Origin of the sequence: Candidatus Flexicrinis affinis (genome assembly GCA_016716525.1) — a bacterium.
GTDB classification, from domain to species: domain Bacteria; phylum Chloroflexota; class Anaerolineae; order Aggregatilineales; family Phototrophicaceae; genus Flexicrinis; species Flexicrinis affinis.
On sequence record JADJWE010000001.1, the window covers coordinates 67,205 to 93,743 of the forward strand.

At 61.3% G+C, this 26,539-nt stretch carries 18 protein-coding genes and 1 CRISPR repeat array; all 18 genes read right to left on the reverse strand.

Annotated features, from left to right (window positions below):
- Positions 1-6: 6 nt before the first annotated feature.
- The gene (locus tag IPM16_00240; GenBank protein ID MBK9121535.1) at positions 7-876 is read right to left on the reverse strand and encodes a hypothetical protein; all 870 of its coding nucleotides are present in this window, start codon (positions 874-876) and stop codon (positions 7-9) included.
- Positions 876-4,688, reverse strand: a complete 3,813-nt coding sequence (locus IPM16_00245; GenBank protein ID MBK9121536.1) for a hypothetical protein — start codon at positions 4,686-4,688, stop codon at positions 876-878. Before IPM16_00245 ends, IPM16_00240 begins: the two co-directional genes overlap by 1 nt.
- A 17-nt stretch (positions 4,689-4,705) precedes the next feature.
- Complete coding sequence (locus tag IPM16_00250) at positions 4,706-5,779, reverse strand: hypothetical protein (GenBank protein ID MBK9121537.1); 1,074 nt, start codon at positions 5,777-5,779, stop codon at positions 4,706-4,708.
- A complete protein-coding gene (locus IPM16_00255) occupies positions 5,772-6,233 on the reverse strand; it encodes a hypothetical protein (GenBank protein MBK9121538.1) in 462 nt (153 codons plus the stop codon). Before IPM16_00255 ends, IPM16_00250 begins: the two co-directional genes overlap by 8 nt.
- A gap of 716 nt (positions 6,234-6,949) precedes the next feature.
- A CRISPR array of direct repeats spans positions 6,950-8,566; the repeat unit is 36 nt; unit sequence TTTCAGTACCCTCTGCGGGTTTTGATCTCTGGGAAC.
- 177 nt (positions 8,567-8,743) lie between these two features.
- Entirely contained in the window at positions 8,744-9,331 is a 588-nt protein-coding gene (cas4, locus tag IPM16_00260; GenBank protein ID MBK9121539.1) for a CRISPR-associated protein Cas4, read from the reverse strand.
- Positions 9,324-9,584 (reverse strand): CRISPR-associated endonuclease Cas2, encoded by a 261-nt coding sequence (gene cas2, locus IPM16_00265; protein ID MBK9121540.1) that lies wholly within the window; start codon positions 9,582-9,584, stop codon positions 9,324-9,326. The genes cas4 and cas2 overlap by 8 nt, the downstream gene beginning before the upstream one ends.
- 6 nt (positions 9,585-9,590) lie before the next feature.
- Positions 9,591-10,613: a CRISPR-associated endonuclease Cas1 gene (gene cas1 / locus IPM16_00270; protein MBK9121541.1), complete on the reverse strand. Its 1,023-nt coding sequence runs from the start codon at positions 10,611-10,613 to the stop codon at positions 9,591-9,593.
- Positions 10,614-10,677: 64 nt separating this feature from the next.
- Positions 10,678-11,658, reverse strand: a complete 981-nt coding sequence (gene cas6, locus IPM16_00275) for a CRISPR system precrRNA processing endoribonuclease RAMP protein Cas6 (GenBank protein ID MBK9121542.1) — start codon at positions 11,656-11,658, stop codon at positions 10,678-10,680.
- A complete protein-coding gene (locus IPM16_00280) occupies positions 11,655-12,362 on the reverse strand; it encodes a hypothetical protein (GenBank protein MBK9121543.1) in 708 nt (235 codons plus the stop codon). Before IPM16_00280 ends, cas6 begins: the two co-directional genes overlap by 4 nt.
- A 17-nt stretch (positions 12,363-12,379) precedes the next feature.
- Positions 12,380-13,360, reverse strand: a complete 981-nt coding sequence (locus tag IPM16_00285; GenBank protein ID MBK9121544.1) for a DevR family CRISPR-associated autoregulator — start codon at positions 13,358-13,360, stop codon at positions 12,380-12,382.
- Between the two features lie 57 nt (positions 13,361-13,417).
- Positions 13,418-15,145: a hypothetical protein gene (locus tag IPM16_00290; GenBank protein MBK9121545.1), complete on the reverse strand. Its 1,728-nt coding sequence runs from the start codon at positions 15,143-15,145 to the stop codon at positions 13,418-13,420.
- 46 nt (positions 15,146-15,191) lie between these two features.
- A complete protein-coding gene (cas3, locus tag IPM16_00295; GenBank protein ID MBK9121546.1) occupies positions 15,192-17,585 on the reverse strand; it encodes a CRISPR-associated helicase Cas3' in 2,394 nt (797 codons plus the stop codon).
- Positions 17,578-18,639, reverse strand: coding sequence for a WYL domain-containing transcriptional regulator (locus tag IPM16_00300; GenBank protein ID MBK9121547.1), 1,062 nt, complete (start codon positions 18,637-18,639; stop codon positions 17,578-17,580). Before IPM16_00300 ends, cas3 begins: the two co-directional genes overlap by 8 nt.
- Positions 18,640-19,042: 403 nt before the next feature.
- Positions 19,043-20,146, reverse strand: a complete 1,104-nt coding sequence (locus IPM16_00305; protein MBK9121548.1) for a helix-turn-helix domain-containing protein — start codon at positions 20,144-20,146, stop codon at positions 19,043-19,045.
- Positions 20,147-20,518: 372 nt separating this feature from the next.
- Positions 20,519-21,712, reverse strand: coding sequence for a ParB N-terminal domain-containing protein (locus tag IPM16_00310; protein MBK9121549.1), 1,194 nt, complete (start codon positions 21,710-21,712; stop codon positions 20,519-20,521).
- On the reverse strand, positions 21,709-22,533 hold the full coding sequence (locus IPM16_00315; protein ID MBK9121550.1) for a ParA family protein: 825 nt from the start codon (positions 22,531-22,533) through the stop codon (positions 21,709-21,711). The genes IPM16_00310 and IPM16_00315 overlap by 4 nt, the downstream gene beginning before the upstream one ends.
- 412 nt (positions 22,534-22,945) lie before the next feature.
- Positions 22,946-24,142, reverse strand: a complete 1,197-nt coding sequence (locus tag IPM16_00320) for an MFS transporter (protein MBK9121551.1) — start codon at positions 24,140-24,142, stop codon at positions 22,946-22,948.
- 99 nt (positions 24,143-24,241) lie between these two features.
- Positions 24,242-26,476 (reverse strand): beta-glucosidase BglX, encoded by a 2,235-nt coding sequence (gene bglX / locus IPM16_00325; GenBank protein MBK9121552.1) that lies wholly within the window; start codon positions 26,474-26,476, stop codon positions 24,242-24,244.
- Positions 26,477-26,539 lie beyond the last annotated feature (63 nt).

A 26,539-nucleotide genomic window follows, 5' to 3' on the forward strand; every position in this document is an offset into this window, starting at 1 on the left:
TTGGATTCAACGGGCATCAAGGACGGCAGACAACTCTCTCAGCAGCATCGAGCCGCAGACGTGGCAGAAGCCGTAGCCGGTGCGCGTATTGAAGCCGAACGACGGATGCCGGTCGCCGTGTTTGTGCCGATCCGCGTTGGGACACGGTCCGTTCAGCCAGTCGCCGCGCCGCGTGAATCCTTGAAGCGAGAGCATGTCGGCGACCTGCCCGATGCGCTCCGTGACGGTGTAGTGCGGCAGATGAATGGCGGTCGGCAGTGTGTGGACGCGCGGCGTCGGCAGCGGGAAGGCGTCCAGCGGGTAACGCCGGTCATCGAGATGCACGAGACGGCACAGCGCACCCCTGCGGGCCGGCTTGGTGTTGACCGTCCCGACGATGCGCAGGCTTTGCGCGACGCTCGTATGGTCGCCGCCGAGGCAGGCTGCCAGTGCCTGCAGCACCCTGCGTGCCTGATCCAGCTCGCGGGTTGGCGCTTCCAACCACCAGTACGCGTGGAATCCGCCGCCGCTGTGGACGATGCACGACGGAGGCAGGCCAAACCCGCGCAGCCGCGCGAGCGCATCCGGCGACCGGTCGTCGATGTCGACGAACACAGCCGGCAGCGCGACGACATCGTCCACGCTGCCACGCTGCCAGCGGCTCAAGCCCGGCCGGCGCAGCCCGATCGCCACGAACGCGCCCCAGCCCTGCCGGTTGGCCGCGTCGAGATCTGCCAGTGCGTCACGCAGCGCCGCCTTGTCTGCGAACCGGACGTGGCGTGAGGGATGGGGATGGCTGCCGTCCGGATGGATGGCGGTGAGCGTGATGCAGGCTTCGTCGTGTGGCGCAGTCCGGTGGAACAGTGCGTCAAAGAACACGTCGCGTTCATCGCGCATCAGAACAACGCGAGCTGCCGAGCGGAGGCATCGTCGCGAGCCGGTTCGGTTTGCGGGAAGGGCACGATCTTTGCTGAAGGCTTGTGCTTCGATTTGACGGGGTCGACCGAAGGCTTTGGCTGTTCGGCTGATAAGAAAGCCTCCTGCAATCCGTCGGCAATGACCAGTGCATGAAGGCGCGATGCCACTTCACGCTCACAGCCGGGGAAGACGACCCGGTTTGCCGACAGCCAGTCAGACAGATCAGCGTGAGACGCGCCCGATTCAGCTATATCGATCACTTCGGCGCGCAGCGTGCGCCACTGCGCCTCGCTGAGGATTAGCGTGACCGAGTCGAGATACGCGCTCGGTGCCATCGGCACGGGTTGTTCCTCGTGCGCCGTTTCCTCGCGTGTCACCGTCGCGCCAAGGTCCAGAGCCGTGACGAGCAAGGGATCCGGGCCGACGATCAGCATTTCGTCTTCGTCGCGGACTTCACTCTCGACATTCCAGTAGGCGGCGTCCTCGCGGTCGATCTCGCTCACCGCGTTCGTCGACTGGAACATCTGCGACGGATCAAGCAGCGCCGCGTCGCGCCCGATCGCGTCCAGCAGCGCTTCCTCGAAGCCGCCTTCGCCTTCGGTCAACGCGTCGAGCCCGGTCAGGCCGATGTCGCCAGTCAGCAGCTTGGCCGCCCGCTGCTTGCGCGACATCAACTGCACGGCCGTCTGCTCCATCGTCCCTTCGGCATACAGGTAGATCACCTTGCAGTGTTCGTGCGTCTGATTCAGTCGGTACGAGCGCGCCGCTGCCTGCATCAACGTCGAGAGGTTGAACACCAGCTCGTAGAAGATCAGCGTCGGGAAGTGGATGAGATCCAAGCCGGTCTTGATTAACTCAGGATTGCACAGCACGACGTTCGTGCCTTTCGCGATCTCGCGTGCGATGACGGCTTCACGCCGTTCGGCATCGACCGTATTCTTGAGGATGAACGTCCGCGCTTCCGGCACGTGCCTTCGCAGCAGCGTTTCCAGACGCGGCTGGATGTCGCGGGTTGCCGTCTGCCGGAAATAGATCACGCACGGACGATTGGCGGCGAGCTCTGCCTGCACCCGGTCGATCAGCGCCTGTTCCTTGGCGAAGATCCGATCCTCGCCATAGCTCGGCAGACGGGCGACCGTGTAGGGTTCTTTCACACCGGTAATCGGGTGCTTCAGGTTGTGGATCACCTCATACGGGCGAAAGGGCGCGTTGTGCCAACCCATCGCCCACTGCAAGTACGCCCCGCGGAAGGTCGTGTCGCCTTCCCAGCGCCGCTGGATCAGGTAGTCCTTGAGCCGCTGACGGGTGCGGTCGTATTCGGCGTACAGATCCGCGTCAAGCTCGACCGGGTGCGCGATTTCCTCATAGCGCGGCAGCGCCTTGCCGAGGTCGCCCAGGCTGAAGAACACGGCGTGATCCAGCACTTCTGCGACCAGCAGCGGCGAGATGCCTGGCGCTTCCTGATACGGCCGCTCGTAGGTCGACGTCCCGGTATAGGCGCCGGTGTCGCGGTCGTAGGACGGCCGCTCTTCGACGATCTGTTCGCGAACTCCCATCTCACTGACCCAACGCGACTCGGCGCGCCCGCGCTGGCTGCTGTTTTCGCTCAACACCTCCTGGAACGTGCGCGAGCCGCGTTCTTTCCGGCTCAGGCGTCTTCCGCCGCCCCACGGGTAGCGTGTGCGCACCCGCGGATTGATGGCGTATTCGAGGTTGAAGATCGACGACGAGCGCCCGTTGAACGGCGTGCCGGTCATCGCCAGCACCTTTTTGGAGAGACCAGCCATCCGGCTGAACGCTTCGCCGTTGCCTGTATCCCCGTGCTGCGCCTCGTGCACCTCGTCCCAGATCAACAGGTACACCCGGTCCGGGTACATGCGCTTGAGGTATTCGTCCAGCCGGTAGCGCGGATTCCGGGTCGGGTACTTCTCGCCCGGCTTGGGCTGCGATCCACGGTCGCGGCTTTCGCGCCACAACGGCGCGTGGCAGATCGTGCAGGTTCGTTTTCCGCCGTTCAGCCACGCCTCGGACGCGGCAGCGCTCACGCCTTTCTTCTCCTGCATCACAGTCTGTCCGCAGTGCGGGCAAGTCGGCACGCGCACACGGCGGATGCGCTCGTGCGGTTCGTAGCCGTCCGGTGTCGGTTGACGATGATGCCACAACGGCGACGCCTCCGTGCGCCAGACGACCGCGGGCTCCCACGCGCAGCCCAGCTTGGTCAGGTCGCGCTTGATCAGGCCAATCTTGGGCACATGCGCGGGCAGCGTCTCGGCGCGTTGCATGAATCGCCTGACGTCTTCGTGCCGGTCGAGCCGCTCGATGGCGGCGTTGGGCGCCACGCTCAACACCTCGCGCTTCCATTTCTCGATCAGGTGCGGCGGCGCGACGATCAGCACGACGTGCTCCGGGCGCACGGACGTTTGAAACGCGGTAGCGATCTGGGACGCAATCGCGACCGCTGCCGAGCCGCCGATCGCGGTCTTGCCCACGCCCATCTGGCCGACCAGCAGGATGCTGTCGCGGTCCTGCAAGCCGCGCGTGATGGCCGCGACGACGTGTTTCTGCGCCGCGTACAACCGGTGTTTTCCGTTCAGCCGGATGCTGTCCAGCCAGTGGCTGAAGCGCTGTCCAGCGCTCGGGATCGCGTCCAGGTCGAAGCGGTACATCGGCTGGAATCGGGCGTTCAGGTAGTCGGCCAGCGCGCGCTTGTTGGCCGTGATGAAGCCAAGCAGCGCCTCGTCGCCTTCCATCTCGACCGTGGTGCCATCTGCGCCCAGCAGGGTCAGCGTGGTGGTCGGCTTGAGCCGGATCGTGGTCTTCTTGACCTGCCGGTCCGGATCGGTCGGGTCGGCCTCGACCTCGACCCGGGCGATCTGTTCGACGTGGCGCGTCTTGCCACGCAGCGCCACCCGTCCGTACTCACCCGACTCGATCACGGCACCGTCGGCCACACCGGCTGCCAGCACGAGGGCCAGATGTCCCGGGCGCGGCGCGACCACCGGCTCGATCTGCGCAGGCGGTGGAGGCGGTTCGAGCAAGGCCTGAAACCCGCTGGTGCGCCACGCCCCTTGCTCTTCGATCAGGCGCAGCCCGGACGCCTCGTCCAGCATGTCGGCGGCGAACACGAACCGCTGGATGACAGGCGGCTTGGGCAGCGCGTAGACCGGCTCCGGCTGGACCGTCAGGACACGCGGTTCGTCCCGCGCGCGCAGGATCTGCTCGAACAGCGCGGCGGAGTCGGCCGGTTCGCCTTTCACGGCGCAAACGACGATCTGTTCATACTGTCCGAGATGCTTGCCTGGCAGCCCCCAGACATCGATGCGGCTGCTGTGTTTGGCGAGGAATGCCGCCGCTTCGCGGGTGACGTGCTGCCGGTAGACGCACCACATCGCCAGACCGCCGTCCTGCACCCATTTCCAGGCGTGGCGTAAGTAACGGAACTCGACGCGCTTGCTGCCGGAGGCTGCGGCATCGTGGTCGTACGGCGGGTTGAGCCACGCGGCACCGAACGCGTTGTTCGACGCGACCAGCCGCTCGACATCGCAGCGCACCGCTTGTGTCAAGCCGAAGCGGGCGATGCAGGCGGCTGCCCGCTCGCCGTCGAGTTCGTTGGCGTAAGGCGTCAGCTTCCACGCCTTGGCCGCGGCTTCTAGAAACGCGCCTTCCCCGGCGAACGGATCCAGCAGCCGGACGCCTGGATGTGCCGGTGCCACCAACGAAAGGAGCGCCGGATAGTGGCGCTCCTCGATGGGCAGATAGCCCATGATCATTTTGCTTTCTGCACGTGCCATGCGGGTTGTCTCCTCTCTCACGTTGTTTGTTTGGGCAGCTCAATGACGCCGTGCTCGAGCCCGCCGGTGATCAGGCGCGTCCATGCATCGACGTCCAGATCGACGGTGAGCAGGTCGATCTCGCCGGCCGCGCGGGTCTTGCGCACCAGCGTGGCCCGCTGTCCTGCGTCGTACAGATACGCCGACCACGCCTCGAACACCGGGACGTTGACGAGCTGCGTCACGTGATGCGCCAGCTTGGCGGCTGCCTGAGCGTCGCTGGTGCGGAAGATGAACGTCGTCGCCTTGCCGCCGTAGTTCGGCGCAACCGCCCACGCGTGCACAAGGATCAGCGAGGCGAACCGCGCTTCCGGCAGGTAGTGCAGGTAGGCGTGAAACATGCCGGTATTCCCTTCGCCGGCAGTCAGCTCGACGCTCGGTGCATCGGGCGGCACGACGGTGACGTGCTCGCCTTTGCTTAGCTTCGCACGGATCGCTTCGACGGCCATGCGCGGCCCGGCCAGATTGATGTAGACCGCGATGCCGTCATGGATCGCAAAGCCGTAGCAGAAGACCTGCCCGGTGATGCTGCCGGTGATCTCGCCGCAGAACGCCTGGTCGATCCGCGCCAGACGACCCGTGGACACGCTTGGGGCGGAGTGCGTTATTGGCGGCTCCTGCTTCACCGCGCGGATCGCGTGCTGCACGGCGTCCATCACGCCGTCTGTTGGAGGCGATGCCGGCTTGCTGACGCGAATCAGCGGTCGTTCCGGCGATTCCTCAGATGTGATGTCGGGCGTCGGCTCGACAGCGGGTGCCGCTGTCCGCAGCGCGTCGTCTTCGGCCAGCACAGCCAGAATCTGCCGCTCCAGTGCCGGTGGCAGGACCGGCTCAGGCGACGGGGCATCCGGTTCGCCGACCAGCGCCTGGATCGCTGCCGGCAGCGTCTCGCCGATCCAGTACCATGCGCGCCGCCTGCTGCTAAACCGTGCGCCGTGGCGCTTGAGCAGATCGCGATGCGGATAAGTGTCGCCGGTCAGCCACCACCAACATTTGCCGCCGGCTTCCCGCTGACTGCGTTCCGCGATGATGGGCCGTGCTGACTCAGACATGGCTGTTCCTCCACGGACTGAAGTCCTTCAGGTGCGCATCCTTGCCGCGCTGGATCGCGTACTCGTAGCCGGCCAGCGTGCCGGGGCTGTGGCCGTTCCAGATGAAGAGCGCGTGCTGGGACATATCGACCAGCCAGCGGTCGCGCACGGTGTAGCCGCCCAGCGGTAGTCCGCCGGCGCCGCGATACAGCTCGCGCGCCACTTTGATGTACTGGCCGTGCTTGCAGCCGTGGTTACGTGGAAACGGGGCGGTTCCCGCCACGATGACCGGCGCCTTCAGTCGGCGGCATTCGCGCACCACCGCCAGATCGACGCCTTTCGGGCTATCACCGACCAGGACTGTCCAGCCGAGCCGGTGCGCGCGCTGTACCGCTTTCCGTGCGTAGGCCAGCATGTCCGGACTGGCGTCGCGGCTGCCGGCGATCAGGACGTGCGTGATCGTGCGAATTCGCATCGGTCACCTCCATTCAGGGTGTGATGTGTGAGAAACGAAAACGCGCCGCCTTCGGATCCGAAGACCCGAAGACGACGCGGAGTAAGTCCGTTCTGTGCGCCCATCCCCGTAGAGTTCTGCCTGGGTGCGTCCCGAGTCAGGCACGAACCTGCTCAAGACGTTGGCCGTTCCAGTCGATGGTCGATTGCGACCATCGCACCCACGACGGTGTACGGGATCCGGACCGGAGTGTCCGGGGGCGTTTGGCACAGTCAGGACAGAGCGGTCACCTGTAGGAGGGCGTCGACGCGCATCGGCGTCGGGCAGGGTTTACAGCGCGCCCTTTCGAGCTAACGCGGCCATCACACGGCGCATCCGTGTGACCGGTGTCCCACTGTGCATATGTGAAGGTGCAACAACGCCCCACCCCCAGCACGCCGGGGCAGCCCCGACGGCGACCCGAAGGGCGACCGGTGCGCGGCTGAGCGCAGCGGCACCAGCCCGCGCCGCGCGCCGAGTCGAAGCCGCCCGCGGCTTTCGCCGGTGGGGTGGCGTGCTACATTGCGTGGCGCGTTGCACCGGAGATGCACAGGACGGGACGGGTATATGGAAGGGGCTGGGGGAACGGGCAAGAGGCGCGGCCGTGAGGAGAAAGATCACGGCAACGTTTCTCGGTTGGGAACCTAACAGCGTTCGTTCTCGAACAGTTCGAATACGGTGAGGGTGGACTACCAGTGTTTCAGTACCCTCTGCGGGTTTTGATCTCTGGAAACCGGGTGCGGGCGGCTCGTTATGCTGCTCGGACTTGTTTCAGTACCCTCTGCGGGTTTTGATCTCTGGGAACCATAGTAGCCGCGCCGCATGGCTTCACGTATTGCCGTTTCAGTACCTTCTGCGGGTTTTGATCTCTGGGAACAGACGTTGGACGGCCGAGTACAAGTGCATTGTCGCGTTTCAGTACCCTCTGCGGGTTTTGATCTCTGGGAACTCGCGGCGTCATCAATCCAAGCGGAACCGTCAAGTCTTTCAGTACCCTCTGCGGGTTTTGATCTCTGGGAACCGGTGCGCGAATGGCGACAGGTTACGACGTTTTGCTTTCAGTACCCTCTGCGGGTTTTGATCTCTGGGAACCCGGGTGGCACGGTCAAGTACGTTGGTCATTCCAGCCTTTCAGTACCCTCTGCGGGTTTTGATCTCTGGGAACGCCGGTATCCGCGTGAGCATCGGCGGCTTCAGCGTGTTTCAGTACCCTCTGCGGGTTTTGATCTCTGGGAACTTACATGGATAACAGCTATGGCGTACTGAGCAACGGTTTCAGTACCCTCTGCGGGTTTTGATCTCTGGGAACCCGACGCGCTGGACGTCGACGTGTCCGTGCTGCTCTTTCAGTACCCTCTTCTGCGGGTTTTGATCTCTGGGAACGCGTGACCCACTGGCAAAACCGCATTATTGGTGAGCTTTCAGTACCCTCTGCGGGTTTTGATCTCTGGGAACGACAAGCCCACCTGCCGCGAGGCCAGCGACGCGACCTTTCAGTACCCTCTGCGGGTTTTGATCTCTGGGAACCATACTGCGCGCGCCCCGTCATCAGTTCCTTAAACCTTTCAGTACCCTCTGCGGGTTTTGATCTCTGGGAACTCGCGTCCTGACGGAGATGGGGCATCTATTTCTACTTTCAGTACCCTCTGCGGGTTTTGATCTCTGGGAACTCGAGACGGCGGCGTTTGCGGCAGTCAGTGAACCACTTTCAGTACCCTCTGCGGGTTTTGATCTCTGGGAACCCGGTATCTCTGTGCCGTGCAACGCAACGCACACCCTTTCAGTACCCTCTGCGGGTTTTGATCTCTGGGAACCCGCGCCTTGCGCAGGAAGTCCCACGTCCAACCGACTTTCAGTACCCTCTGCGGGTTTTGATCTCTGGGAACCCTTGCGCTGCGGCCAGACCACCGCGCCGGTTCGCCTTTCAGTACCCTCTGCGGGTTTTGATCTCTGGGAAGTGCGGACAGACGTTCCGCGTCAATCGGTATGCGCTTTCAGTACCCTCTGCGGGTTTTGATCTCTGGGAACCTTGCGCAGATCGTGACGCGCGTACCGGCAAGCTGCTTTCAGTACCCTCTGCGGGTTTTGATCTCTGGGAACGCGTGTGGGCACGGATCGCGCCGCAGACGGTCAAGTTTCAGTACCCTCTGCGGGTTTTGATCTCTGGGAACACGTCGCCAGCACGGCGACGACCGAGGCATATGCCCTTTCAGTACCCTCTGCGGGTTTTGATCTCTGGGAACATCGTCGAGAAATCGCGCGGCATGGATCTGGCGCACTTTCAGTACCCTCTGCGGGTTTTGATCTCTGGGAACCCAGCACGCCTGACAACACTGGCTGGAGTGATTTGACCTGCGCTCTTCGTTTCGGGCCTCAAAACGGCTTGTGCGCGTTCGTCAACGACGTCGATCCGTGTGAATTCCATGACTTATTGTACTCCATTTCGCAACTCTCCTACCGCAGTCATCCCGCGGACAAGTTGCGATTCACTGCTATACATCATTGCAGAAGCGTCGGAACTCGCAATCAAGGCAACGCTGGCGCCACTCTGTTGGCCCAGGCATCCGTTCTGACTGCTGAATGACTGTCATTTCGTTCACTGCCGACTCCACTTTGCACCGGAGTTGCGAACTAATGCGAATTTCGACGGCTTTTCTGACCTTCGTCAAATATACGAAACCACGCTTTGCGGGTACCAGGTACGACTCTTCGGCCAATATGGCATATGCGGCCAACTGTACTTCGAAGTGTTTTCCGTAGCGACTGGCGATCTTGTAGTCCACGATGATCAGTTCATGTGGTGCGATAACCAGTTGATCCAATCTTCCAGTCAGGTTCAATCGACTGGAAGCCACATCAACATCGAACAATACCTCTCCGCTGTCGATTCCATACATCGCCATCGTACGTCGCGCCGCCCGCCTCCGCTCGTCGCTGTGCCGCTCAATGCTGATGCTCATCTTGCGCGTCACCGGGCGAACGTCCGGTAGGCACAGGTGGAAGTACGAAATTCGCTGACAGTAGATGTGTTGTTTGAGATCCGTCACGGTGAACGGTTGAGCAACCTCCAGGCTAATCATAGTCGCCTCCGATAACAATGCGATTCTTCCATTCCTGCTGCCCTACAGAGATCAACTGGACGCGACCTTTCCCGCTATCCAGAATTTTCTCAATCCGCATCATCAACTCTTGTTGATGATTACGACTCAGCTGGCCGATGAAGGCGCTGAACTGTACGCGGTCCAGCCCATAGTCAAGGCATGCGTCGGCGATTCTGGTACGAGCCTTGTCGTCTTCAATGTCGTACATAACAAGCGTAGGGTTCATAGCCATGAGCGTTCACCAGCTGATCCGGAATGGTGTGTATTGATCACGCTCCCCGCGTACGAAACTGGCAAGCTCGCGGGCCTGCATCTGGATAACCACACGCAGCTCAAACCGCCTTCCCTGATGACGTACTTCGGCCTCAAGGTGTTCCAGAACCTTTTCCGCGAGGCGCTTGCGGGTTTCGACGTCCAGAAGACCCTGTTCATCTTGCCCGACTCTGAAGCCTCTGTTGATCAGACCAAACACCAGCCGATCCACCGCAACCTGTCTGAATTCCTCTATCAGGTCGAGAACAAGGCTCGGCTTGCCTGACCGGTCAGCATGTAGAAACCCGGCATAGGGATCGAGGCCGGCCAGCACGACGGCTTGGGCAATCTGGCCATAGAGGATGCCATATCCATAATTCAACAGGCTGTTGATAGGATCGCGGGCTCCACGCGTTTTGCGGCCTTGCCAGCCGTAGCTCTCCGGGAACAATACACCGACTGCCTGCCAATAGCGGCGTGCCGCAGAGCCTTCAGCGCCCATCAGCGCGGCACGAATGTCATCTAGTTCGCCGCGCCGGAGCTGCTCGATCGTAGCCACATGATCCTGAACCTCGTCAGCGGCGGATCGAAGTGCATCAAACACTTCCGGTTCGGTATCCGACCGGTTCTTCGCGACATACTTGAGGGTAGTGGCTTGGTTGGAGATCTTGCCCTCGGCGACCGCGCAGGCAAAATGCACGCCCCGTGGTGAGGTATATGCATCAAGCTGTGCTCGCCGGGTGAGCGCGGTGCCGTTCAATCCATTGGACATAACCGAGGCGTAGACATAGCCGGTCGGGTCAACGAAGTGGATTGGAATGCCGCGCTCGCAGCAGGCTTCAACAGCGTCAGCAGAAATGCTGACTCCCCGACCTGATATGAGTATGGACTGCAAGTGAAGGAGGGGGGCCTGTTCCAGTACCCCGTCCTTGTTGGTCACCTTTAGACGCTCGGAGTACTTGCCGATATGACACCCGAACGTCTCGACAATGAGGTTGTTGACAATCATGGAAGGTATCCTCATCCTGGGCGACTACCGCCCTACACCTTCCACAATAACGGCTAGTTGGAATCTACTGTTCCAACGTGACGATTTCGTACCAGCCGTTCCCCTTCACAACGTTCTTTCCGACGTGAAGTGCGCTTCCCCATATCAGCCAATAGAGCAGTTCAGAAAGGTCGCCATTATATTGCACCTCGCCGATGACGCCGCTGATCGGCTTCAGCCCTTGAGCGCGGCGTGAGCCACTCATGACATGCACCCACCGGGTGCTGTCTTTCGTTATAGAAATCGATCGGGCAACGTCCTGCAAATGCAGATGCAGGGATCGCCACTGCGAATGCTCGCGAGGTTCCGGCGTATAGTGCAATTCCAAGAGCTGAGCACGTTCTGCTAACCGCGCCAGCAGGATGTGGGCGTATGGGATGCGCGCGGGTCGCTGCTGCTCGGTCAGTTCACAGGGAGTAAGCCACTTCAACGTGATGCGATCTTTCGGCAAGGTTTGGACTGTTGCGGCGATCTGTTCGTGGGTGATGGGTACGCCAGGAAGACCACGTAACCGACCGTCACTAAAGATGTCCTGCTGCTGCCCCGTCAACGGGTTACATGCCAGCGCACGCCGCAACACGTATTGTCCGCGCCCGTAGCCAACGCCAATCTGTCCGATCTTATAGATCGCTTGGCACACATACGGGAATAGCTGTTCAGCATCGCCATACAGGTTGACGCCGAAGCGTAGAGTTTCACCAGTGACAAGTCTAAGGCGCAGGTGATCGTCGAAGTCCAACGGCGGACGAATGGCAAATGGTCGCGGCGGGTTGGCGCCGCGGGGACTAGTTTGCGATTCCATCATGATGAGCCGACACAGCGGACAGTACAGGCTGTGTTCGGGCGTGCCTGCCAGCTTATCGTCGCAGAACACGACGTCGCGGAGCGCCTCCCATAGCGCTCCGCGAAGCTGCGCGCCCACCTGTGGACCAAACTCGATCGGTGTCTGAACTTCGGCCTCAAATACCAGTTGGTGCATAGTTAGGGGCAGGTGCGTGATCGTCATTCGTCATGCCGCCGGTAGTGTGTATAACTGCGACTGCTGCCAACGCGGCGGTAGGGAAGCGCGACATGCTTCAGGACACGCTCCTTACCCAACGTGATACGGTCCGTCGTGTAGATATTCACCTTGCCGAAACCAACTCTTTCGTCGGTGTCGTCGAGCTGAGTCAAAACGCTGTCCATCGCCATGCCGGTCAAGTCGCCGGTTATGGGCAGATAGCCATCCGGCAGCGTGTCGCCTGACTCTGGCCAATCCTGTATCTGGATGAACCCGCCGCGCTTGCCTAGATAGTTGATGTTGACCATCCAGCGGGCGATGCGCTCAGCCTCGTCTGCCGTACTGGTTTCGACCGCCAGCCCAATCGTACCAGCGAAGTATGCATACTCGCGGTAGGCGATGGTCTTTCCGAAGAAGCCCGCGTGTTGTTCGCCTAGCGCAGCTTCATTGCGCCGTTGACGTAACACCTTTGCAAACGTGTTGTTGACCACAACCTCATCCGGCGGACGGATAGCGACTATCGCCTGCGCTAACACCGGCCAGAAGGCTTCTGCTGAGTCTGCCCCGTCCAGGCGACAGGTGATATCGAGCAGCGCCATCTTGATACTGTATGGCGTCGGGACGAGTAGCGTCTTGCCGCCCGACGACGTCGCCCCCGCCGGCTTGAGCGTGAAGAGCGCCGTAGCTTCGTACTCTGCGTATACCCACATTGTGGTTGCTCCGTGGGCTAGGCGTACTGGTGGGCGTAGGGCATCCACCGCATCAGGTCGGTGAGGATGTTTCCGAAGCCGGTCAGGTCATCAAACTCTGCCACGCCGACCGAGCCATCCTCCACCCGGTTGAGTACCCCGGCCAGACTGGCGACTTGCGCCCGGAACTCATCCTTGAGCGCGCTGACAGTCGGGGCAGGGACTGGGGCGGTGCTATAGCTGACCACACCCTCGAAGTTGACCAAATGCGGAGCCTGGGTGGTGCGCATCGCGCCGTTCGGCTCAAGGAAGGTAAACAGCACGCTCTCCAACAGTGCCTTGGCCCGCCGAGCGCGCTGATCGAAGTCGATTGCGTAAGTCTGGGTGATGTCGTTGAAGCCGATACGGGCGAGGTCGATGTGGCAGACGGCGGCGTAGATGCCCGACGAGGCCGGGCGATGGAAGATGGCCTGGCCGAGGTTTGAGCCGGTGCTTTCCGTCGAATCGCGATCGGCCTGTCGCTTACTCTCACTGCGCTCATTGGCGTACTTGACGTGGAAGTAGCTATCGGTCGTGACTACCTCGGGCACGCCGACCACCCAACCGAATTCGACCATGCTCTTACGAGGCACGCTGCGCTTTCCCTCGGTGATGAGGATACCGGCCATGTCGTCCACAGCGCACGTCCGCAGAAGTTCCGAGAGTAGGTCCGCGTCGCTGAGGTCAGCAGTGCGATCGAGGAAGTCTTTATCCGCATTGATCCGGTTGGCGTTGAACTCACGGCAGCCCGCGCAGATGGGCAGGCCAACGCCCAGCACCCTTCGGATGAGGTGATTGGACTGGATGTGTTTGTACATATCGCCGCTGATGGCGTTGACGTTCTGGAGGCGTCCGCCTTGATCGACGATGTTGACCATGCGGGTCTGAATCTGGTTGCCCTCGCCGCCTTCGTTGTTCAGGCTGTGCATATCGAGGGTGGCGCGGGCGCTGATGGAAATGCTGTACAGGCTATCAGACATGGTTGTGTTACTCCTTTGGCATGATAAACGAGCAATCTGACGGGTAAACGGGTCTGGCTATTCGCTGTCGTCTGCCTCGCCGGCGTCCTTGCGCGGCGTGCGGGCATAACCATAAGCGATCAGAAGATTGGCGACGGTCTCTGAGCCGAAACGGTCGATGAGCGCCACCACCGACTCGATGTCGCTTGTCTGGATGCTGCGGCGATAGGGCGGGCGCTGCATCTTGGTGACCTCCATCACCTGTGCGTTTTCGGCGTTGAACTTGAACATGAATTCGGACAGCGCGGCGATGAAGTCGTCCTTGTAGCGTGACTTACGGGCCAAGTCCTGGCCGAGGCCGTAGCGGACGTCGTACTTGCGATTGCCCTGCGATTTCTGGAACTGGGCGGTGACGGTGCTGGCGCGAATGGCATAGGCGATATTGCGAAAGCCTTCGTCCTCCAAGATCTCGGCATAGCGGGGTTCGGTCATGGTGATGATCCTTTCGAGGATGTCCTCTTGTATGGCGTAAACGTATTTATTGCGTTCGCGCATCCCTATGTAGTAAGCAGGGAAGGCGCGGGTGAACCGGAACAGCGCGTCGAGCGTGTCGGCTGACACAAAGTCGCGAAGCGCCTGAAGCATTGCAATCGCGTCACTGTGTGTTTCGTCGAACTGGTTGACTAGCATCACGAGTTCCTGGACCATGGCGGTGTACAGTGCGATATCGCTTGGCTCGCCGATTTCGATCCAGCCGGGCAATCCAATGAACGCAAGGTTCATCGTCGCTACAGCATTGCCCAGGTCTTTGTAGAAGGCGGCGTACAGACCGGCTACCAAACGCTTCTTCAACCGTCCCCGCTCACCGAGTGTGAATCGACGGACTGGCTCATCAAAATAGGTCAGAAGTGCCTCGGTATAGCGCAAGGCCGCCAGCGTATCTCCTTTGATCGACGTCAGGCTCACGCGCATTGAGTTGGCGAAATTGCTGAAGATTTCGCGGTGTTCAGTGTAGGTCAACTCACGCGGGGCGATCACGTAGGTTTTGCGGTCTTTGACACCCTGAACCAATCGGGTCTGTGCCGCCTCGTAGAAACCGACGATCTTCAGCCACTCCAGCAACCAGAAGTTATCGAGGTTGCCGACACTCAGGCCGTTGGACTTGGCTTTGTTCTGGCCTTTGCCCTGATCGGGGTTATAGAGCTGCTGGCCGGTAGAATGTGGCTTGATGCCCCAGCCGTTGGCCTTGTCGAGGGCCTTCCAGCCGTCTACCGCCCCGTCGAGGTCGTTGGGGGAAGTCGAGAATAACTGAAATAACAGGTTCAGGATGTCGGGCTGTGCGTCCCGCGCTACCCACCAATCGTTGAGGATGCCGTTATAGCCGGGCAGCGAAGCCGGGTTAATGGCGCGGAAGATGTCCCAGTGGCGGTGCGGTTCGGACACTGACGCATCCGCCGCCTGTGCCTTGGCTTTAGCACTGAAGTAGGCCGAGACGCGCTCCTTTTCAAGTTCGTAGTCGACCTTGTTCAAGACGCCCGCCGGGATGCTGTCACGGTTCTTGATCGTCTCGATCATCGGCATACTTCCCGGCCACAGCGGGTTATGACGCAGAGAGTCCAGCGTCTCCGGTTGGATCGGGGCGCAGGTGATGGTGAAGTATGCGCCGTCATCACGCAGGTGGATGTCGTGGCTGGTTTCCTGCTTCTCGTGCAGTTCCGCCAGCACGCGCATCCAGCCGAAGGCGGCCAGCGTGTCGGCAAATGTGCCGCTGCTCTTGTCGATGTAGAACGTAGCTTTATCAGGCATAGAGAGCATTCCTTATTGTTTTCCGGGTTCTATGGCATCTTGACGTTCAGCCCCTAATCGTGCCTAGTCTCGTACCCTCCTGGTCAGCGAGGCGCAGAACCCGCGCCAGCAAGAGGTACGCCCAGTACGCTGCCCCATCGTCCGGCTTGGCGATGTTGTCGTGCTGCGGGTCGGCGTTATCGCCTGCATCCTCGATGAGTTCCAGCTCGCTGGTTGGCACACCGCTCAGATGCGCATTCAATGTCGTAGCGACGTGCCGGATCGCGCCTTTGATCAGTCCGTACTTTCCATTGGTGTCGGCAAACGGGGCGTGGTGGCGGGCAATCGCGCTGTAGATCGCCAGCGCAAGCGGATGATCTTCACCCAGGACCCCGGCGTAGATCGGCATGGCCGCCAATGCGCCCTCGACCGCGTGGGTCGGGCGGCGCTTCATCGACTTTTCGATATCGCCGTGTTCCCGTGTTTGGCTCTCTGTGTGGGCATAGGCTTCACCCGGTGCGACCGGCCGTCCGATCCGGTCCTGATACTCGCGTACCCAGTTCTGCCAGCCCACGCTCAGTTTGCCGACGTCGTGCAGCAGCACGGCCTGCTCGGCCGCCCGGCGGACATCGCCCGGCGCCCAACCAAAGCGCCGTTCCAGCCGCTTCGCCAACCCCGCCATACGATCCCATGACCCGCCGGGGCCGAACGCCGCGTCGTAGACAAGCTCGATATGCCGGGCGTAGGTCTCCAGCGTGTAGGTAAAGTTGGCGCGTTCCTCCTGCAGCTTTGTCGCCGGGATCGACGCCTGCCAGCCGTCCGGGTCGCTGGCCTGACCCAATACCAGTCCGCGCTGGGCGTCGTAGCGCGCCACCGACGGATGGACGGCCAGCAGCGCCGCCCCCAGAATGTCTTTCCCGGTGCGTACAGGTTCCCAGCAGTACTCGGTGCGCCGGTAGGTCTGGCTGTCGCTGGGGGCCTTGTCGTTTTCGACCACGTAGAGGTACTTCATCGTGAACGGACGATCGACAGGAAGCGATTCCAACTCCTTGAAAGCTTTTTGCAGCGAACCGGGGTGCAATCCGAACGCAGGTGCATCGAACGGCGATTCCAACAGCGAATCCGGGTTGTCCGAAATCGTCACCCGCGCCTGAAACACGTTGCGGATGAGATCGGACGGGTTCGAGACGTTGTAGAGACCGCCCATCACGTCGAACATCTGGCGCTTGTGTTCGTACTCGCCTTGCTTGAGCGCAGCGACTATCTCCCGGTCGCTGTCTCCGTGAACCTCGGTCAACACCTCCTGTTCGTGTTCAAACGAGAACTCCTGCCCGTCCCGTGCCGAGAACGCCGACCACGTCTTGGCGAGGACGTCCTTCTGACTGGCATAGGGGTTGGGGTTTTCGGTCAGGTCGATAGGCTCGCCATCCTTGCAGCTGTAGCGGTAGATCGTCACCTCGCCGGATTCGCCCTCGTAACGCGCACAGCGCCCGGCCCGCTGGATGATGGAATTGGCGGGTGCGAGTTCGGTGTGCAGGGCCGTGCTGGTGATGTCCACGCCGACCTCGATGGCTTGTGTCGCGACCGCGATCGCGCTCCCCGCCTGACGGTCGGCGCCCTTGCCGAACAACGCGACCAACCGATCTTGTGCGGCCTTACGGTCAGCGGGCAGAAATTGGCTGTGCAGCAGGATCACCTCGGTATCGGGACTTTGCCGCCGCAGCTCGTCGAAAATCGCGCGGGCGCGGACAACGGTATTGCAAATGACAATGGAACGGCGCTCGGCCAATGTATCGTGCACCTGAAAAACGCGTTCCGCCGCCAGAGGCTCGGTGCAGATGGTGTAGCGGCGTGTCTTGCGCTGCGAGGGCAGGCCGCGCAGCGCCGCGCGCTCCTCCGGTGTCGCAGGGATGACCTCTGCATCCAGCTCCTTCGCCAATTCGTGCAGCATCGTCCCGCTGAAGGTGGCGGTCATCAGCATGAACGGGGTGATACCCTTCAACAGCTTGAGCATGGCGAGCGCGGTCGGTAGGGTCGAGGCAGGGTCGAGCAAGTGGAACTCGTCGAACACCAGATACGCGCTCATCACCGCCGCGGCGTGCAGGTTGGCCTTGCGCTTCGAGACGCCGTAGGGGTAATTCAGGAAGCGGCTGAGGGCCTGGTCGATGGTGGTGAAGATGAGGTCGCCGCTGAATTCGGGGTCGCCCACGTCCTCGCCGGTCTGGATCTTCGGGTTGAGGTGCGCAAAGGCGTCGACAAACTGATTAGCCAGAACCCGCATTGGTACAGTGTATATACACTGTTTAGGGAAATCACGGCCATAGCTTTGGCTGTTCATCCACGGCAGCAGTGCGGCCAACGTTTTGCCTGCTCCGGTAGGAGCTTGAAGGATGACGTTCTTGCCACCCAGTAGGAGTTCTGCGGCGCGCTGTTGGTGGGAATATAGGTCTAGATCAGTCACTGTCAGGCCTCCGGTTCATCAGTCGAGCGAGTGAGTCCTTAAGATCATTCGGATCGGAGGAATTTGGTGCATTGTGGCTGACGTGCCACCCGTATAGCCTCGCATTCTCTCTGACCTCTTCCACCATCTCATCCCGCAGCGACTCGGGTTCCAGGACTTCGACGTTGGCGCCCCACGAGCGGATCCACGGCTTGAGGTCGGTCGTGTCGGCCACGTTTAAGGTCACCCGGATGTAATTGATTAAATCGGGGTCGGTTTCGGGAGCGGAGGCAGTACGCCAATTGGTCTCGAGGACACGGCGCGCCACCGCCGGCGAAAAGCGCAGTGCGACGCGTACGGTCTGTTCACCGTAATAGATCGACCACGCATTCCGCAGTAGATCGAGGCCAGGGAAGTCATCGGGGATAGTGAAAGTGGACCGAAGCAATCTTGCCGATGCGATACGCTCGACCTTATATGTCCGCAGCGCGCCGACGATGCTGCTTTCTCCTATTGCATACGTCGCAAACCCGATTCCTGACGGCTCGAGCAAATAAGGTGAGAACGTGGTCTTGAATTCCCGCCCCTGATACGGTTGATAGACCAGCTCAACTTGACGGCATTGAATCATCGCTTGAGCCAGCGTGCGAAGCGTGTCGTGGTGAGCGCTGTCTTCGGGGCGCGCTGCAAGCTCACGCATAGCCTGTGCAAAGTGATCTCCTACTGCGAGGTCATCGCTGAGGATATCGGCCAGTTTCATCAACAGCGTTTCGGCGGTCTCCATGCGCCGGTCGGACTGCTTGACGAACAGTCGGATCGCGAGGTACAGCACGACCGCCTGCTCCGCATCAATATCCAACTTACGGGGAATGCGGGCTTGGAACGGTGACAGCATCCAGTGACGGCCGTCCTTTTCAACCCTGGCACCGAGTTCATGAAGATAGTTATTCACCGTTCTTCGCTCAAGGTTGAGGAGACCAGCAATCTCTGCCTCAGTGAGTTGGGATTCGGTCTGCAGCAGCCGCAGGATACGCTCCTTACGCTGCGCGATAGTTGAGTCGTGAACACGGGTCATGCTAGTGGTTCTCCATCTATAAGAATAACCCGATTATAGTTGCTAGTTGGAAACTGATGTTCCAACCGTACAACACCTAATATTACCGATTGTCGTTTGCCGATCCCCTGGAAGACTGCTTTCGCTACCGCGCAGAGGAATTGACACCGGGATCTTGCATATCAAGAGGAAAGACGGGAATCGCGACGCGCAACGCTTGCATGTCTCGTGATCAAACCTTTCACGCAGCTCTAAGGCGGGACACGAAATTGGCCATCGTTGACTGACCGAGGTTGCTATGCCTGCCAAGGGCCTGAGACTCAGCAGGAATGATAGAGTTGGGCAACGAGTGAACACGCTTGCGTAATTGTGATCGTGGAGATTGTTGGTAAATAGGAGAAGCACCGTTGCACCATTCATTCGCCTAACAGCCCACAGCGCCGAGCTGGCGCTCGACCATCCTCACCGCAACCGATCCCTCGTTACCAAGAACCTCACGGCTCGCGAAAGCCACAAGATGCCGCTGCGTGTCTGTGAGGACGGAATACGTGCGCGGATCTGTGACCTTGATCGTCAGAACACCATCCACGAGACTGACCGCAGTCGCCATCCGGCTGAGCCGGCCCAGCTGCGGCAGTCGGTCGCATATCCCCTTCCAAGCGACCGCCGCGGGATCCGACCCGTCCGGCGCTGCACCAGCATCGCGGACGAGACTCGGCGGCGGCCAGACGAAGTCCGGTGATGTGTCCAGAGTCTCGCTCTGCTGAACCGGATTCTGTTCGACCTTCGGCGGCGTGATCTTCCGTTCGCCGGCGCGACCGGTCTGTTTCCACGCGCGCAGGATGCGCCGCACATACGCGAGGCTGCGCTTCTCGTAGATGACCGCCTCCTGGATCGCGCCCCGAACCCAGCCGGAACCGTAGTCCTTGACCAGGTCGGAGACGACTTGCGTGGCCATCGCGGTGAGCGCACTGATGTTTTCCTGATAGTCATCAAGCACCGATTGAAGTTCCAAATCGGCGGCGGATGCAGACGCGGGCGCGAGCTCGCGCGCGTTCTGGATCTCTTGAGTCTTATTACTCTGAGTCTGATTCTTTGATTCTGGTTCAGGTCCAAAATCTGCACCACCGTGGTTCAGAATTTGCACTACCGGTAGTGCAGGATTTGTACCACCGTGGTCCAAACCGTGTACCAGGAGTGGTACAGGATTTGTACCACGTGGTGCGTAGATTTGACTCCCCCCGCCGCAGATCGTGTACCGGTTGCTGGTCAGATCGCCCTGACCGCTCGGCTGCGCCTGCTTGCACAAATAGCCGAGATTGATGAGCGCCCTTACCGCGCTGATCGCTGACGTGCGGCTGGTGTTGGCGTCGCGGGCGATCGTGGCGTAACTCGGGAACGCGGACACGGTGTCGCTGCCGAGGCGGCGCGCGATGACGGCATAGACGCGCAGCTGGACCGCGGTCAGTCGTGGATCGAGCAGGACGGCATCCGGGATGCGAGTGAACGGAACGGTCGTCGCGCTCATGACGCACCGCCGATCGGCGTGACGTTCTCAGATCGATCGTGGCGCGAATACGTTTCGCGATTCGTCCAGGTCGGCACGATCGGACCATCAGACGGCAGACAGGCATGGGGCAATACAGGATCGGGAAGCATGAGGTCCCTCCAGCAGCAGGCAATGCGGAATAGGGGCCGCGTCAGAAAAACGCAGCGCGAATTCGGATGTCAGTTGCAGGAGGACAGGGGCTGTGCTACATTGTGATTGTCTAGGTCACTATGTAGCACAGTGTTTCCCTGCCCACCTGCTTTCCCGCACGTGGGCCTTTTGTTTGTTTAGGGCGGATCGCGTGCTCGTTTCATGCCGTCATCTCCAAAAGGTTCGGGCACCCGAACCTTTTTACTTCACAGCCAGCTGAGCCAAGACCTCAGATAGCACTCGCTGCAAGGCCTGCAAACGTGCATACGCGATGTCTGCGTCGCCTTCCTGTCTGATCAATGCTTTCGCGATGTCTGCCGGCGACAGCGACGCGACTGTCTGCGTCATCTTGGCCACTTTCATCGCTGCTGCCGGCGGCTTGTCGAGCACGCTATTGTCGTTTTCTTCCATCTCGCTTCCTTCACAGAGTTCCTTGACCTGTTTGCTTGAAAGGCCCAAGTCGATGACCTGTCGAACCACTTCTGCGTGATACTCCACCGGAAGGGGAAGCACATACCGAAGCTTGTACTGCTCAATCCCGTGACGGTCGGCAAGTTCAAGCGCCTCATCCGATAGTCGAAGCAATGCCTTGAGTTCGCTGAAGTAGGCCTTCTTCATGCCGCCCATCGCGCTGAGGATCGCTTCGGTGTATTCACGCTTGCCACGCAGATCCAGGTCGAGTGCCTGCCGGTAGAAGTCGTTGGTGACCGCACCGTCCGGGATTTCGTAGCCGTGCACGGTCAGTAGCAGGAGCGCTGCCTGTCGGGCCATCGCGACCGCCGATAGTCCGCTGCGCGCCGTGTTCTCACGCGCCTGCCGGAACACCGACGTGTTCTCGGTCGGGATCACGATGCATGGGACCATGCCGTCTCCGCTGTAGTTGGGGATGAAGTCGCGCAGCAGCCAGCTCGCCCAGTAGCGCCGTTCGCCGGTCTCGATCCGGAACTGCTGCACCACGCCGTTCGACACGTCGACCACCGTCAGTGGATTGACCTGGCCGTCATCACGTATGGTGACGGCCAGGTTGACCAGGTCGTGCAGCAATTGTTCCTCTGCTGTGAGGCGAACCTCTGAATCGTCTGGCGCATCGTCATCGGGATCCGGCAGCAGCTCGAGCACGTTGCTGAACGGCCGGCCACGCTGCCGCGCCGAGACCTGCACGAGCTGGACCAATCCGCGGAGCGCTTGCGTCGGCGTCATCCGGCCAGCGTGGAAGTCGAAGTGCAGAACTTCGGGCAGCACGCGCCGCGGCTGAATGGGATCCGGTCGCACCATTTCGAGCAGCAATCGCTCGACGCGAAGGCCCGAATCGGTGAACTGCGGTTGTCCGCCTGCCAGCATGTCGTCGGTGACGCTGTCAAGGAGCTCGTCGATGCGCTGGTTCTGACGTTTCATGCCGCACCGCCTGCCATGATCTGGACAAGCCGGACGACCACGCTCATGTATGCCTTGCTGGCCGGCGCATTTGGATCGTAGGTGAAGATGCTCTGGTGGCACTGATGCGCGTACGACACCGCCTCGTTGACCGGTACCACGCCGAGCAGCAGCGGCCCGAGCACGTTATGGGCCTTGAGTTCGTCGAGCAAGTACCGATGACCGCGCACGCGCAGGTTCATCTTGGTGACAAGGATGCCGCTGACGCGCAGGTTCGGTTGACGCCACCCGTCGCGGATCTCGTTGATCTTGCCGATCACGCTCATCAGGCCTACGGTCTCGAGGTAGCGCGGCTCGACCGGCACGATCGCGTCGGTCGCGGCGATGAGACCCATCTCGGTCATCAGTGAGAACGACGGGCGGGTGTCGATGACGATCGCGGCGTAGCGACCCGCGATCTGGTTCAGCGGATCGGCGAGGCGGTATGGTGCGCCGGCCAGCCCGTTCAGTTCGCGCTCGGCGCCTTCCAGCATCGACGAGGCCGGCAGAATGTGCAGGTCCGCGTCCCAGTTCGACGGCACGATCGACCGGAGCAGCGTCTGCGCCGCGTTCTGCCGGTCGGCCATCAGCACGGTGTACAGGCTGTTGTCGGCTCCGTAGTCTTTCGAGCCGGTAGTGACCAGCGTGGCGTGCGCCTGACTGTCGGTATCAATGAGCAGCACGCGCGGGTTGGGTGCGCCGGCGTGTCGCAGCATCGAGACGATGCCATACGCTGTGTTGGTGGCGGATGTCGACTTCCCGATGCCACCCTTGTGGTTGGTAAATACGAAAACGCGAGTCATGTGTCATACCTTTCGAACCCAACATCCAGTCGATTTCGCTGCGGCTGGCGAGTGCTTCCCGGACCTGTGGTACAGTGGCGTCCGGAAGCCTTGCTGACGCGAGCAGCGAGCTTCAAGATGGGCGGGGGAGGGGCGCCTCCTCCGCTCACCGCTAAAGCCGATCTAGTTGGAGTTCATCGTGGCGTAGCGCAGACAGTGTTCGCGCTGAGGAAAGGTAATGACTTGATAGAACTGGGCGACTTGTTCCCCGCTGAATTGTTCGAGTTTAGTCCAGTCAGTGCAGCACGACAGGAAGTTTTCCGAACCACACCAACGACCGGCAGCCACCTCTGGCTTGCCGGTCGTTGTCTTGGGGCTGTGTCTACGGTGAAGTGATGAACTGAGGCGAATCGCCTCGGCTTTTCGTCGGCAATCAATCGCTGGCGCCGACGACAACCGGCCGTTTCGCATGCGCCATACGCGCAAACTCGTGGGCCGCGAATGACAGCACCGCCAGCGCCACGAAGGCGATCGTCATCGACTCCAGACCGAACGTCCTTCCGATCGTCCCGATCAGTCCGGGGAAGATCGCCGACCCAATCCCAACGGACACCATCTGGAGACTGACACCGTTTTCGGCGTGTTCCAAGCCGAACCGCTGCGGCGTGGTCATCATCAGCATGGCGAAGATCGGCGCCGAAGCGAAGCCGACGAGGATCAGGCCGATTTCACCGACGATCGGCAGCGGATTCCACGCCAACAGCAGCGTCCCGAAGATCATGCCCAGCAAACACCAACGGAGCAGGCGAGTGGGGTGGAAGCGGTTGGCGATGAACCCGAACAGGATACGGCCGCCGGTAAAGACCCCCCAGTAGACGCTGACCCACGGGCCGGCCGCCTCCTCGGGAATACCGCGCGACTGGGTAAGCAGGGTGTACGCCCATTGGCCAATGCCGATTTCCACACTGACGTAGGCGAGGAAGGCGATCATGCTGAACCACAGCACCGGCATCCGCAGCGTCTCGCTGAGTTTCGCCCGCTGTACCGGCGTGTTGTCGGCGCTCTGGAAACCCTCATTGCGCCACTGGCGGCGTGACGCGAAGAGCAGCGCGAAAATCACGATCAGGATGACGCCGGCGATGACATACCCCGTCTGCCAGTTCAGGTTGAGCGCGCAGTAGGTCATCAGCAGCGGACCCAGCGTGATTCCGATGCCGAAACTGGCGTGCAGCCAGTTCATGTCGCGCGCCGAGTGATACGTCGTGACATAGAGGTTCAACCCGGCGTCGATAACGCCGCTGCCGAACCCTGCAACGAACCCGACGACGACAACTACAAACCATGCAGGAGCAGCGGCTATCCCGAACATCCCCAACGCGACGATCAGCATGCCGCCAACCAAGCTCATGCCGCTGCCGAACCGCGCCATGATGCGGCCGATGATGAAGCTCGCCAGCGTATAGGTGGTCGTCTGCAGCAGCAGCAGTACGTTGACCGCATCGAGCGCGAGGTCGAACTCGGCCTGCATATACGGCCACGCCACGCCGAGAAGGCCGGCCGACAGCCCCAACCCGATGAACGCCAAAAAGGCGATCAGAATGGTCCCGCTTCCCGCGCGATTCGATGCCATGATGTCACTTGCCTTCGACAGCAATTTGAAGCACTCGCTGAAACACTGAAGAGGGTGAAACGCCGTTCACCCTCTCTTGATCACGCGTGCAGATCCTGCTTATGGAACGACCGCAAACTCGGCGTGGAGCGTTGCCAACGAGTCGGAACCCACCCAGACGTCGAAGTCTGTCGCATCTTGCACCCACATGCCCCGGCTCGTGCTCCAGTACCCGAGCTCCGATGGCCCGAGTTGGAACGTGACCGTCCGCGTTTCGCCGGGCTGCAGCGTTGCCCGCTTGAAGCCTTTCAGCTCGCGCATCGGGCGCGTGTCGCTGCCCGCGCGCTGATGGATATAAAGCTGCACGACCTCGTCGCCAGTCAGGCTGCCGGTATTGGTGACGTCGGCTGTCACGGACAGCGAGTCTCCGACCTTCATCTTTGGCGCCGACACATTCACGTTCGCGATCTCGAATGTCGTATAACTGAGGCCAAAGCCGAACGGATACAGTGGTATCGGCAAGCCGTCCCAATAGCGCGGATTGTACATCGGGTGGCCTTCTGGCGAATGGGTGAGGTTGCGCGCGTAGTACAGCGGCGCGTGACTGCCCTTGCGGGGGAAGGTAACCGGCAGCTTGCCGCCCGGATTGGCGTCTCCGAACAGGATGTCGGCCACGGCGTGACCGCCTTCGGTGCCCGGTTCCCACGCCTCGAGGATCGCCGGCACGTTTTCTGCCGCCCAATTGATGCTGAGCGGGCGTCCGTTGAGCAGGACGAGCACGACCGGCTTACCAAGCGCGACCACGGCCTTCAGCAGCTCTTCCTGCCGGCCGGGCAGATCGAGCGAGGCGCGCGAGGCAGCCTCGCCGGACATATTGGCGTGTTCGCCGAGCACCATCACCACGAAGTCGGCGTCGCGCGCAGCAGACACGGCCTGTTGGAAAGCGACTTCTCCTTGTTCGGGCGTCTGCGGGGCGGGTCGGTTCGGATCGGGCATCATCGTGTCGAACAGAGACGGGATGTCACGCCGGATTTCCGGCCCGGGTGCATACGTAACGCTTGCGTTCGGCAGCTTGGCGCGGATGCCTTCGAGGACGGTGACCGCCGCCGGGACGTGTCCGAAGACCATCCACGAGCCTTCGGTCGCTTCTTTCGAGTCCGCCAGCGGGCCGATGACGGCGAGGTTCTTGATGCCTTTGTCTAGCGGAAGCAGCGCGCCCTCGTTGCGCAGCAGCACCATCGAACGCTGGGCCGCGCTGCGCGCTTCGGCGCGGTGTTCGGGCAGGGCAACGACCTGTTCCAGCAATCCCTCGTCGGTGTACGGCTGTTCGAACAGCCCCATGCGCACTTTGATCGCGAGGATAGCGCGTACCGAGGCGTCGATCACGTCGATGCTCAAGGTGCCGTCTTCGACCAGCCCCAATACGTGTTCCATATAGGTGCCGCTGGCCATGTCCATATCGAGGCCGGCGCTCAAGGCGCGGAAGGCGGCGTCACGCCGGTCGCGCGCGAAGCCCTGCGTGACAAGGTTGCCGGGGGCGAAGGCATCGCTGACGACGAAGCCCTTGAAACCCCATTCGCCGCGCAGCACGTCGCGCAGCAGCCAGCGATTGCCGGATGCCGGCACGTCGTTGAGGTCCATGTAGGCGCTCATGAACGTCCCAGCGCCCGCCTTTACGGCGGCGTGGAACGGCTGGAAATACACATTGCGCAGCAGCCCTTCCGGCAGGTAGACCGGATCGTAGTCGCGGCCGCCGTCGGATGCGCCATAGCCGGCGAAGTGCTTCGCGCAGGCTACGACCCGGTCGGGGGCGCCGATATAGTCGCCCTGGAAGCCGCGTACTTGCGCCGCCGCCATGGCCGCGCCCAGAACCGGGTCTTCGCCGGCCCCTTCGACGATGCGCCCCCAGCGGGCGTCACGGGCGATGTCGACCATGGGGCCGAACGTCCAGTGCAAGCCTGCCGCACGGGCTTCTTTTGCTGCAACCGCCTGCGCGCGCTCGGGGACTTCCGGGTCCCACGACGATGCCATCGCCAGCGGCACGGGAAACACCGTGCGATACCCGTGGATCACGTCGAGGGCAAAGAGCAGCGGGATCTTTGACGGGCTTTCTTCGACGGCGATCTTCTGCAATTCGTTGAAGCGCTTCGTATCGTTCAGCCACAAGACCGATCCGGCGCCGCCGCGGCGGATGACCTCTTCCGGCTTTGGCCCCGGAACAAAGCTCGCCCCGCCGACTTGTGTGAGTTGCCCGACCTTCTCTGCGAGGCTCAACCCGCGGAGGATAGCCTCGACGCGCGCTTCGACCTCGGCATCCGTTAGGATCGTCGAGCCGGTACCGTTATAGTTCTCCATTTCATCACCTTCGTGTTTCTAGTACGGCGACATCCGCCGTCAGGCAAGCAATGCGTACTATTG

What these genes read in the sequence shown, in the direction of transcription:
- IPM16_00285 (MBK9121544.1), bottom strand. Translation starts at nt 13,360, where the DNA reads ATGTCTGATAGCCTGTACAGCATTTCCATCAGCGCCCGCGCCACCCTC.
- cas1 (MBK9121541.1), bottom strand. Translation starts at nt 10,613, where the DNA reads ATGATTGTCAACAACCTCATTGTCGAGACGTTCGGGTGTCATATCGGC.
- IPM16_00240 (MBK9121535.1), bottom strand. Translation starts at nt 876, where the DNA reads ATGCGCGATGAACGCGACGTGTTCTTTGACGCACTGTTCCACCGGACT.
- IPM16_00310 (MBK9121549.1), bottom strand. Translation starts at nt 21,712, where the DNA reads ATGAAACGTCAGAACCAGCGCATCGACGAGCTCCTTGACAGCGTCACC.
- IPM16_00300 (MBK9121547.1), bottom strand. Translation starts at nt 18,639, where the DNA reads ATGACCCGTGTTCACGACTCAACTATCGCGCAGCGTAAGGAGCGTATC.
- IPM16_00280 (MBK9121543.1), bottom strand. Translation starts at nt 12,362, where the DNA reads ATGTGGGTATACGCAGAGTACGAAGCTACGGCGCTCTTCACGCTCAAG.
- IPM16_00290 (MBK9121545.1), bottom strand. Translation starts at nt 15,145, where the DNA reads ATGCCTGATAAAGCTACGTTCTACATCGACAAGAGCAGCGGCACATTT.
- IPM16_00250 (MBK9121537.1), bottom strand. Translation starts at nt 5,779, where the DNA reads ATGTCTGAGTCAGCACGGCCCATCATCGCGGAACGCAGTCAGCGGGAA.
- IPM16_00320 (MBK9121551.1), bottom strand. Translation starts at nt 24,142, where the DNA reads ATGGCATCGAATCGCGCGGGAAGCGGGACCATTCTGATCGCCTTTTTG.
- bglX (MBK9121552.1), bottom strand. Translation starts at nt 26,476, where the DNA reads ATGGAGAACTATAACGGTACCGGCTCGACGATCCTAACGGATGCCGAG.
- cas6 (MBK9121542.1), bottom strand. Translation starts at nt 11,658, where the DNA reads ATGACGATCACGCACCTGCCCCTAACTATGCACCAACTGGTATTTGAG.
- IPM16_00255 (MBK9121538.1), bottom strand. Translation starts at nt 6,233, where the DNA reads ATGCGAATTCGCACGATCACGCACGTCCTGATCGCCGGCAGCCGCGAC.
- IPM16_00245 (MBK9121536.1), bottom strand. Translation starts at nt 4,688, where the DNA reads ATGGCACGTGCAGAAAGCAAAATGATCATGGGCTATCTGCCCATCGAG.
- cas4 (MBK9121539.1), bottom strand. Translation starts at nt 9,331, where the DNA reads ATGATTAGCCTGGAGGTTGCTCAACCGTTCACCGTGACGGATCTCAAA.
- IPM16_00315 (MBK9121550.1), bottom strand. Translation starts at nt 22,533, where the DNA reads ATGACTCGCGTTTTCGTATTTACCAACCACAAGGGTGGCATCGGGAAG.
- IPM16_00305 (MBK9121548.1), bottom strand. Translation starts at nt 20,146, where the DNA reads ATGAGCGCGACGACCGTTCCGTTCACTCGCATCCCGGATGCCGTCCTG.
- cas2 (MBK9121540.1), bottom strand. Translation starts at nt 9,584, where the DNA reads ATGGCTATGAACCCTACGCTTGTTATGTACGACATTGAAGACGACAAG.